1 protein-coding gene is annotated in these 1,092 nt (G+C 63.8%); it reads right to left on the bottom strand.

Annotation, left to right across the window (positions count from 1 at the left end):
* The coding region (locus tag CQY20_RS33875; protein WP_097945777.1) for a pyridoxal phosphate-dependent aminotransferase at positions 1-1,092 on the bottom strand (1,092 nt) is incomplete at both ends.

The following is a 1,092-nucleotide window of genomic DNA, read 5'->3' as shown; positions in this document are numbered from 1 at the left end:
CTGGCGGTAGCTGGTGAGGAAGTTGCCGAGGCGTTCGATGGCGTTGGCGAGGTCGCGGGCCCAGGGCAGGGTGACGATGCGCAGGTGATCGGGTGTGGGCCAGTTGAATCCGGTGCCCTGGGTAACCAGGATCTTTTCCTGCAGCAGCAGGTCTAGGACGAGTTGTTCGTCGTCGACGATGTCATAGACCTCGGGGTCTAGGCGGGGAAACACATACAGCGCGCCTTGGGGTTTGACACACGACACCCCCGGGATTTGGTTGAGTTTTTCCCAGGCCACATCGCGCTGCTCGCGCAGCCGCCCGCCGGGTAACACCAATTCCTCGATGCTTTGGTGCCCGCCCAGGGCGACCTGGATGGCGTGCTGGGCCGGCACGTTGGGACACAGCCGCATGTTGGCCAGCAGGCTGATGCCCTCGATGAAGCTCGCGGCGTGGTCTTTGGGGCCGGTGATCACCAGCCAGCCCGAGCGGTAGCCGGCCACCCGGTAGGCCTTGGACAACCCGTTGAAGGTCAAGGTCAACAGGTCCGGGGCCACCGAGGCCAGGCAGATGTGTTGGGCGTCGTCGTAGAGGATCTTGTCATAGATCTCATCGGCCAGCAGCAACAACTGATGCCGGCGCGCCACCGCGACCAGCTGCTCCAAGATCTCGCGGGAGTACACCGCGCCGGTGGGATTGTTCGGGTTGATCACCACCAGCGCCTTGGTGCGCTCGGTGATCTTGGACTCCAGATCGGCGATATCGGGGGCCCAGCCGGCGGTCTCGTCACACAGGTAATGCACCGGGGTGCCCCCGGCCAGCGACGTCGAGGCGGTCCACAGCGGATAGTCCGGGGCCGGGATCAACACCTGATCCCCGTTGTCCAACAACGCCTGCAGCGTCATGGTGATCAACTCCGAGACCCCGTTGCCCAGATACACATCATCGATGTCGAACCGCGGGAAGCCTTCGACGAGTTCATAGCGGGTGAACACCGCCCGCCGCGCCGCCGTAATGCCCTTGGAATCCGAATACCCCTGCGCATAGGGCAACGCCGCGATCATGTCGCGCATGATCACATCCGGGGCCTCAAACCCAAACGGCGCCGGATT

Origin of the sequence: Mycolicibacterium agri (assembly GCF_002553505.1) — a bacterium.
Taxonomy (GTDB): Bacteria; Actinomycetota; Actinomycetes; order Mycobacteriales; family Mycobacteriaceae; genus Mycobacterium; species Mycobacterium agri.
This window is presented reverse-complemented; position numbering and strand designations above follow the sequence as displayed.